We start from the raw sequence: 7,503 nt of genomic DNA, 5'->3' as shown, positions 1-7,503 counted from the left end.
CTCGTTTCACGTCGGTCCGGATTGCCTCGGAGTCTCGTTGACACTGCACGTCGACGTCGATGGTGCTTCCGTTGACGGTCCAGGACACCGAGATGATGAAGTCGCCTGAGTAGTCGGGTTCCTGCTGGAGTGTTTTCTGCCGGGTTGAGGCCAGTAGGTTGGCGGCCGCCTCAACGCTGGTGCCGTCCTTGAGGTGGGCGTCGACTGTCACGGAGCTTCCGTTGATGTTGGCTTCTGCTCCTGTTGCCTCTGCTGAGGTGACCGAGGGGTCGCTTGAGAGGTAGTTGGAGGCTGTGCTGGCAACGCGCCGGACTTGGAAGCCGTCCGGGCCGCTGTCGGGGTTCAGGTTGACGTAGAGTAAGTAACCGTAACCACCGATGATCAACACAAGTACGACCAGCACGAAACAGACAGCCCACCACCCTAACGACCTGCCCGACGACGGTTTCCTCCGGCTGGCAGAGGCTTCGTTGCTCGAGTCGGCAGTCGGGGCTTCTTCCGACTTGGTTCCTCCTCGTTCAGGTGTGGTCTGCTCGTCAGGCATCGGCTGCTCCCTTACTGGCTGAATGGACGTAATTTTTCCCGATCCGTTGTGGTGGGCTAATCGACTGCTCTACTTTTCCGTCCGTTTCGCGGGGGAAGCGAATCAATCTGATGCCCTGCACATGAATTGCTATCCCTGTTTAATTGACGGCCGGTCGACATAGTCGGGTTTTTCGCCTTTCAAGATTTGTCCTTGGTTGTGCAGGGAAGTGCTGTCTTTATCTGTGTAGTTTGAGTGTCCTGACGTGTATTTGTAAGGGCCGTTGGCGTCTGTGTCTAGTGCTGTAAAATCAGAGTTGGGGTTGGTGGTGGGGTTTCCTCCGTAGTATCCAGACGCTGCAACTGGATCCCAATTGTTTGCTGCTGCGAATGTGTGGTCAGGAAGCGTGTGGAAATCTGAAGCATCTACTGAGCTGGGGCCTGGTGAACCCATGATGGAAAAATCGTCTGGTGCGGTCGATTGCCTGAGGGCGTATCCGGTCGCTAGGGATCCATAGGAGTGGCCTGCGGCTACAAGGGGGGGGTCTCCATGGTGGGTTTCCTGAATGCCATCATAGAAGCTAGCGAGATCCTTTGCGGCATCCTTAGCTGCCTTGTCGCTAACTACGGAGTTGGTGCCCTCTGCTGTCTCTGCTTGGGTTGGTGCGTCATATCCTAGCCAAGTAACTCCGGCTACGCTCTCTCCGGTCTTCGCTGCTTCGTTGACGATACTGTCTGTATTATTGACTGCACTGCCTGGTTTGATTTCGCTAGGCTTTCTAGCTTGTTTCTTATCTTCGTCGTAGGTATCGGCGATTTCTTCAGTGACTCCTGTGTCCATTCCTGGAGTGTTGACGATAACGTTGTCGGCGCCATCAATGTCCCCTGTTCCAACGGCGGCACGAAGATGCTTTCCTGTGTTATCGAGAACTAAAAGACTGTGGGAGCCGGCGTCGTTTTTAAGCATGTCTGATAGTGCATGCAGCTCCTTCTGTCGTGCGAGGAGTTGATTATACTCTTCCGTATTTACCCTATATTCTCCTTCGCCTTTCTGTGTGAATTTCTTAGTCTTTTTCGATGGGTCAAAATTCTCGACTTCACGGTCAATATCCTTCACCATGATTTCGAGCCATTTTCGGTTCGCCTTGTCGCGAACAGTCGATGGAATTCCGGCGCGATTGCCGATCCAGGCCGGGTGCTTGTTGATGATATTCTGCCGTTGTGCGTCGGTCAGCGAAGTCCACCAGTCATTGACCTGACTGGGCGTCCAGTTTGGGTTCGGGGGTCTCTCGCCGTGGTTGACCACCTCGGGGCTCGGGCCGTTTGCCGTATCGTCCAGTTTGGCGATTTCAGCGTAGACAGATGAAATGAAGGTGACGGTGTCTCCTGCTTGCTCTACTAAACGGTCTACTTCATTTTGGTATGAAGCAATGGATGTGCTGGCGCTGGCGCCACTTTGCTGGTCCTTGACTGCAACGGTATTGTCGTCTTTGATTTTTAACCCTGCCGCGGATATGCTTGATTGGGTACTTGATGCACTATTCTTGATCGTGTTTACGGTTGCGGAGGCGTCCTTGAGGTCGTTGCCAGCCTTCTCCAGGCCGGTCCAGAGATCCTCGGCGTCGTCGGCGAGGATTCGTCGCGCTTTGGCCTCCGCCTCGAAGGTCTTTCCAGACAGTCCGTCGCCTAGTCCGTCTTGTTTAAGGCCGGCGTTGACCTGTTCGTACTTATGTGAGGCGGCCACCAAGGCGTCGCCCGCCTCGAAGAGGTCGGTGCCGCTCCAGGATAGGAGGTCATTGAACGTAACCACAGGGTCCTCCGAAAGGGTAAACTACTTGAATCGTTGGGAAAGTATGTCGAATGAGTTAACGGTGTCTGATATGGGTCAGCTGTGGCCGCTCTTGGGGGTGCAGGCTGCTACTGCGCCGTCGGCCGCCTTGAGCTGGTTGGTGGCGTTGTAGATCCCGTTGTGGTGATTCGTCAGCCTGTTGGCGAAGGTGGTGCGGGCCTTGGACACTGCATCCGCCGCCTTTGACGCGTCGTCGGACAGTCCGGCACCCGTCAGGCCGTTCGCCGAGGAGCGCACGTCACTGTCGCCTCCCGACGCGTTCACCTCACTGATGCAGTTCTCCACCTCCGAGCGGATCTTTGACGTCGTCTCCTCACAGGTCTGCAGATCAGCCACCTGTCCCCGTCCTTCCTCGTCACGGCGAAAACCACCTCATGGCTATCAAGTCGCGGCCGCCGCAGCGAACCGACCGGACACACGATAACCAACAATCGGCGGCGCGGGGGACATATGGACGACGAAATCCACCCAAGAGCCGCGGTGCTTACTGGACATGGCAGCCAATAAGTCAGGCGCCGGAAGCGGGATCAGATGGCGCTGAGGAGCTTGGTGATGCGCTGGAGGCTCACCTTGCGGCTCGTGCCCAGCGTCTGGGCGAACAGGCTCACCCGCAGCTCCTCCACCATCCAGCGGGCCTCCTCCAGGAGGGCCTCACGCTGCGGGTCGGCCGGCAGCGAGGCCGCCTTGGCGCGGGCCTTGTCCACCACCTCCCGGGCCTGGGAGACCTGGAAGGCCAGGGCCGCGTCCTGCGAGGCGGCCGACGGTGATGAGGCCGCCTTCTCCACCCGCATCACCAGGGCCCGCAGGTAGCGCTCCAGATGCGCCAGGTGCTCTGGAGGGGTGGCGGTGATGAAACCCTCCGGAACCAGGGAGGCCGCGTGCTCGCGTACCTCCTGCAGCGTGTTCAGCAGCGTCAGGGAGGTGTGCTTACCCACCACGCGCTCCACCTCCCGGGCCGCCTTGAGCGCCGCGGCCGCATACCGGGCCACCCGGTAGACTTCGTCCTCGAGCTCACTGCGCATGACACCGACCAGCGCCTTGAAGACCTCCCGCCTGCGCACCTCCGCCAGCGCGCAGCCGGAGGCCAACGCCGCCCAGCGCCCGGCCACGACCCGCGCGGCAGCCGCCTGCACGTCCTCCACGAGAGCCTCCGTGGTCCGGTAGGGACTGGCCGCCAGGATGAGCGACTCCTGGGCACTCCACCGGCTCGTCACCCGGGCCGTCGGCAAGGCCGTGCGCGCCAGGGCCAATGCCGTCACCCCGGCGCCATGAGCGCCCAGCTGGGCGGCGGCGTCGGGCAGGATCCTCAGGTCCGCGCTCCTGGCCCCGTTCGCCACCAGGGCGGGGTAGCCGCGCACCACCAGGCCGGCCCGTCCCGCCGACTCCACCGAGGCCGGGATCGTCGAGGCATCCGGGTCGCCCAGGCCCGGTACGCCCCGGGGCCAGTCGGTCAGGCCCCGGCGCTCCTCCAGGCCGGCCCCGGCTCCAGCACCGGCCCCTGAGCCTCCCGCACCTCCTGGGGTCCCAGCGGCGCCGCCCGGAGGCTGAGCGGCGGCCAGACTCCCGCCCTTCCTCTTGCGGCCCTTGCGGCCGTGCTTCCCGCCCTGCGTGCCCTGGCGCTCCTGGGCCTCGGCCATCGCCTGGGCCAGCGCGCCGCGCACCACCGAGCGCACAGCGGCCTCCGTCTTGCCCGACAGCCGCTGCTGGAGCGCAACCAGGTCCCGGCCACGACCAATGACCCGGCCCCGCGCATCCAGGGCCGCGAAGCCCATCGCCAGGTGGTCCGGCAGCCGCTCGGCCGCCTCGGCCCAGTCCTCCTCCGTGATCTCCACGCCCTTGAGTCGGAACACCACCCGGCTGAAGGCCTCCTCGAAGGGCACTTCGGGGCAGCTCGCACCCGGCGGCGTCGGGAACTCCTGGGCGATCTGGACCCACACTTGGGCTCCCACGTCCGGGGCCGGCACTAGCTGGCGGCGCACCCGCTTGGGCAGCGCCCGGATCGTGGCCACGCACAGCTCGGCCCGCATCCCCGGCACCAGCCAGTCGAAGCCCTCCGGGGCCAGGCGCCCCAGCACCTCCACCGGCACCTGGACACTGACCCCGTCCTCGGGGTGGCCCGGCTCGAACACGTAGTCCAGGCCCAGGGTCAGGTCCCCCTGCACCCATGTGTCCGGGAAGCCGCTCGCGTCGCCCCCGCCGGGCAGCAGCAGCTCGCGGGTGAAGTCCAGCAGGTCCGGGGTGGTGCGCCGCTGCTCCTTCCACCAGGTGTCGAAGGCCGCCGCGGAGGTCACCTCCTCGGGGATCCGGTCGTCGTAGAAGTCGAACAGGGCGGCGTCGTCGGCCAGCAGCCCGTGCTCGCGTCGACGCCGCTCCACGTCCTGGAGCTCCTCGATGAGCTCCCGGTTGCGCTCCACGAAGCCGTGGCGGGCGTGCCAGCCGCCCTCGACCAGGCCCGAGCGGATGAACATCTCCCGGGCGACCTGGCGGGCCGAGTCCGTCCCCACGCTCGCCAGCGTCGCCGGCCGGTCCGCCACCAGCGTCATCCCGTAGAGCAGCACCTTCTCGTGGACCATGGCCGCCCCCTGGCGGGTCGACCAGTAGGGCTCACCGAAGACGTGGCGGGTCAGGCCGGCCCGGTCCGCCACTTGCTCGATCCACCGGGAGTCCACCTTGGCCACCGTGCGGGCGAAGAGCCGGGAGGTCTCCACCAGCTCGGCGGTCATCACCCAGTCGTAGGTCTTGCGGCGCAGGCCCGAGCCCGGCCAGATCGTGAAGCGGGTCCCGCGCGCGCCGGCGTACTCCCGACGACGCTCATCCCAGTTCCCCACATTGGACAGCAGTCCCACCAGCAGCGAGCGGTGGATCGCATCGGCGTCGGGCGTGTCCGCGCTGCGCCCCAGGGCCACGACGGCGGCCGCCACGCCCCCGTTGGCGATCTGGGCGGCGTGGCTGCCCGGCTCCAGGGCGTCGGTGGCCGCCCGGATCGAACGGGTCGTCGGCAGCTCCACCGGGGCCGCGTCCAGGCCCAGCGGTCGGGCCAGCTGACGCAGCTGGGCGTGGACGTCCTGCCACTCGCGCACCCGCAGGTAGTGCAGGAACTCCGCCCGGCACATGCGCCGGAAGGCCGAGCCGGACAGCTCGCGGCTCTGCGTGCGCAGGTAGCGCCACAGGTTCAGGTAGGTCAAGAAGTCACTCGTCGGGTCCGCGAAGCGCCGGTGCAGGGCGTCGGAGGCCTCCTGCTTGTCCGCCGGGCGCTCGCGCACGTCCTGGATGGACAGGGCCGCCACGATGACCATGACCTCCCCGACGCAGCCCAGCTCACCGGCCTCCAGGAGCATGCGCCCCAGGCGCGGGTCGATGGGCAGGCGCGCCAGGCGCCGCCCGATCTCCGTCAGGCGCGGCCCGCGCCGTCCCCGTTCGGGGGCGTCGTCGGAGCGGGTGGAGGCGGCCGCGGCCGGCTCGATGGCGCCGATCTCCGTGAGCAGCTGCAGGCCGGAGCGGACCTGGCGGGAGTCCGGGGCGTCCAGGAAGGGGAAGTCCTCTACCGCCCCCAGCCCCAGGGCCGCCATCTGCAGGATGACGCTGGCCAGTGAGGTGCGCAGGATCTCCGGCTCGGTGTACTCCGGGCGCGCCTCGAAGTCGGCTTGCGAGTACAGGCGGATGGCGATGCCGTCGGCCACGCGCCCGCAACGGCCCGCCCGCTGGTTGGCGCTGGCCCGGCTGACCGGCTCGATCGGCAGGCGCTGGACCTTGGTGCGGTTGGAGTAGCGGGAGATGCGCGCCAGACCCGGGTCGATGACGTAACGGATTCCGGGAACCGTCAGGGAGGTCTCGGCCACGTTCGTGGCCAGGACGATGCGGCGCACCTGGTGGGCCTCGAAGACCCGGTGCTGCTCGGCGGCGCTCAGGCGCGAGTACAGGGGGATGACCTCGATGGCCCCCGGTGTGCGCGAGCGGCCGTCGGGCGTGTAGCGCGCCCCCAGGTGGTCGATGAGGGCCGCCTCGGTGTCGCGGATATCGCGCTCGCCGGCCAGGAAGATGAGGATGTCGCCGCTGGGCTCCCCCAGGAGCTCGTCGACGGCGTCGAGGATCCCGGTCACCTGATCCTTGGGCTCCCCGGACTCGGCGGTCGTTGAGCCGGCCCGGCCCCGGCCCTTGCCGCGAGCCCCCTGGTTGCGGGGTGTGAGCGCGGTGGGGCTGGCGCCGGAGCGGATGGCCTCGCGGCGGGCCCGGGCGGCGGCGCGCACCGCCGGGTCGGGGGAGGTCAGAGCCTCCAGCTCGGCCTCGCTCAGCTCGCCGGGTCCCGCCGGGCCGGGCCGAGGGGCGGCGTCCGCGCCGCTGGCCGGCTCACCGCCGGCGTCGTCGGAGGCGGGCGGGGCGTCGTCGGGAGCCAGTGGGCGGTAGCGCACCTCAACGGGGTAGGTGCGCCCGGAGACCTCGATGACCGGGGCGGGAACGGTGAAGGGCTGCCCGCGGTCGCCGATCTGCTCGCGGCCGAAGTGCTCGGCGAAGCGCTCTGAGTCGATGGTGGCCGAGGTGATGATGACCTTGAGGTCGGGGCGCTGAGGCAGCAGACGCGCCAGGTAGCCCAGGATGAAGTCGATGTTGAGGCTGCGTTCGTGGGCCTCGTCCACGATGATCGTGTCGTAGCGGCGCAGCTGGGGGTCGGACTGGATCTCCGCCAGCAGGATGCCGTCAGTCATGAGCTTGACCAGGGTGTTCTCGCCGACCTCCTCGGTGAAACGCACCTGGTAGCCGACGACGCCGTCACGCCCGATCGGGGTGCCCAGCTCGGAGGCGATGCGCTCGGCCACGCTGCGCGCGGCAATGCGCCGCGGCTGGGTGTGGCCGATCATCCCGGTCACGCCCCGGCCCAGCTCCAGGCAGATCTTGGGCAGCTGGGTGGTCTTACCGCTGCCGGTCTCACCGGCGACGATGACGACCTGGTGCTCGGCGATGGCGGCGGCGATCTCCTCACGGCGGGCGGAGACCGGCAGCTCCTCGGGGTAGACGATCGCCGGGACGGCGGCGGCGCGGGCGGCGAGCTGCTCGGGGGAGTAGCCCTTCCAGGCGTTGCGGCGCCTGCCCTCGGTGCGGCCCGGGCGCCGGCCCCGACGCCTACCGCCACCGCG

The 7,503-nt window shown here is 66.9% G+C and carries 3 protein-coding genes and 1 pseudogene; all 4 read right to left on the bottom strand.

Annotated elements, in window-relative coordinates; translation table 11 throughout:
- Window positions 1-544: pseudogene (locus HMPREF3165_RS13615) on the bottom strand (hypothetical protein); the annotation flags it as partial.
- Between the two features lie 129 nt (window positions 545-673).
- Window positions 674-2,332 (bottom strand): alpha/beta hydrolase, encoded by a 1,659-nt coding sequence (locus tag HMPREF3165_RS13170; protein WP_141744998.1) that lies wholly within the window; start codon window positions 2,330-2,332, stop codon window positions 674-676.
- Between the two features lie 75 nt (window positions 2,333-2,407).
- Window positions 2,408-2,707 carry a hypothetical protein gene (locus tag HMPREF3165_RS02775; RefSeq protein WP_003787829.1) on the bottom strand — a complete coding sequence of 100 codons (300 nt, stop codon included), beginning with the start codon at window positions 2,705-2,707 and terminating at the stop codon, window positions 2,408-2,410.
- Window positions 2,708-2,898: 191 nt separating this feature from the next.
- The coding region (locus tag HMPREF3165_RS02770) for a DUF3418 domain-containing protein (protein WP_070510714.1) at window positions 2,899-7,503 on the bottom strand (4,605 nt) is incomplete at its 5' end.

This window comes from Actinomyces sp. HMSC08A09, assembly GCF_001807465.1.
In the GTDB taxonomy this organism is placed as follows: Bacteria; Actinomycetota; Actinomycetes; order Actinomycetales; family Actinomycetaceae; genus Actinomyces; species Actinomyces oris.
The sequence above is the reverse complement of the archived record's forward strand: the minus strand, read 5'-3'. Positions and strand labels throughout refer to the sequence as shown.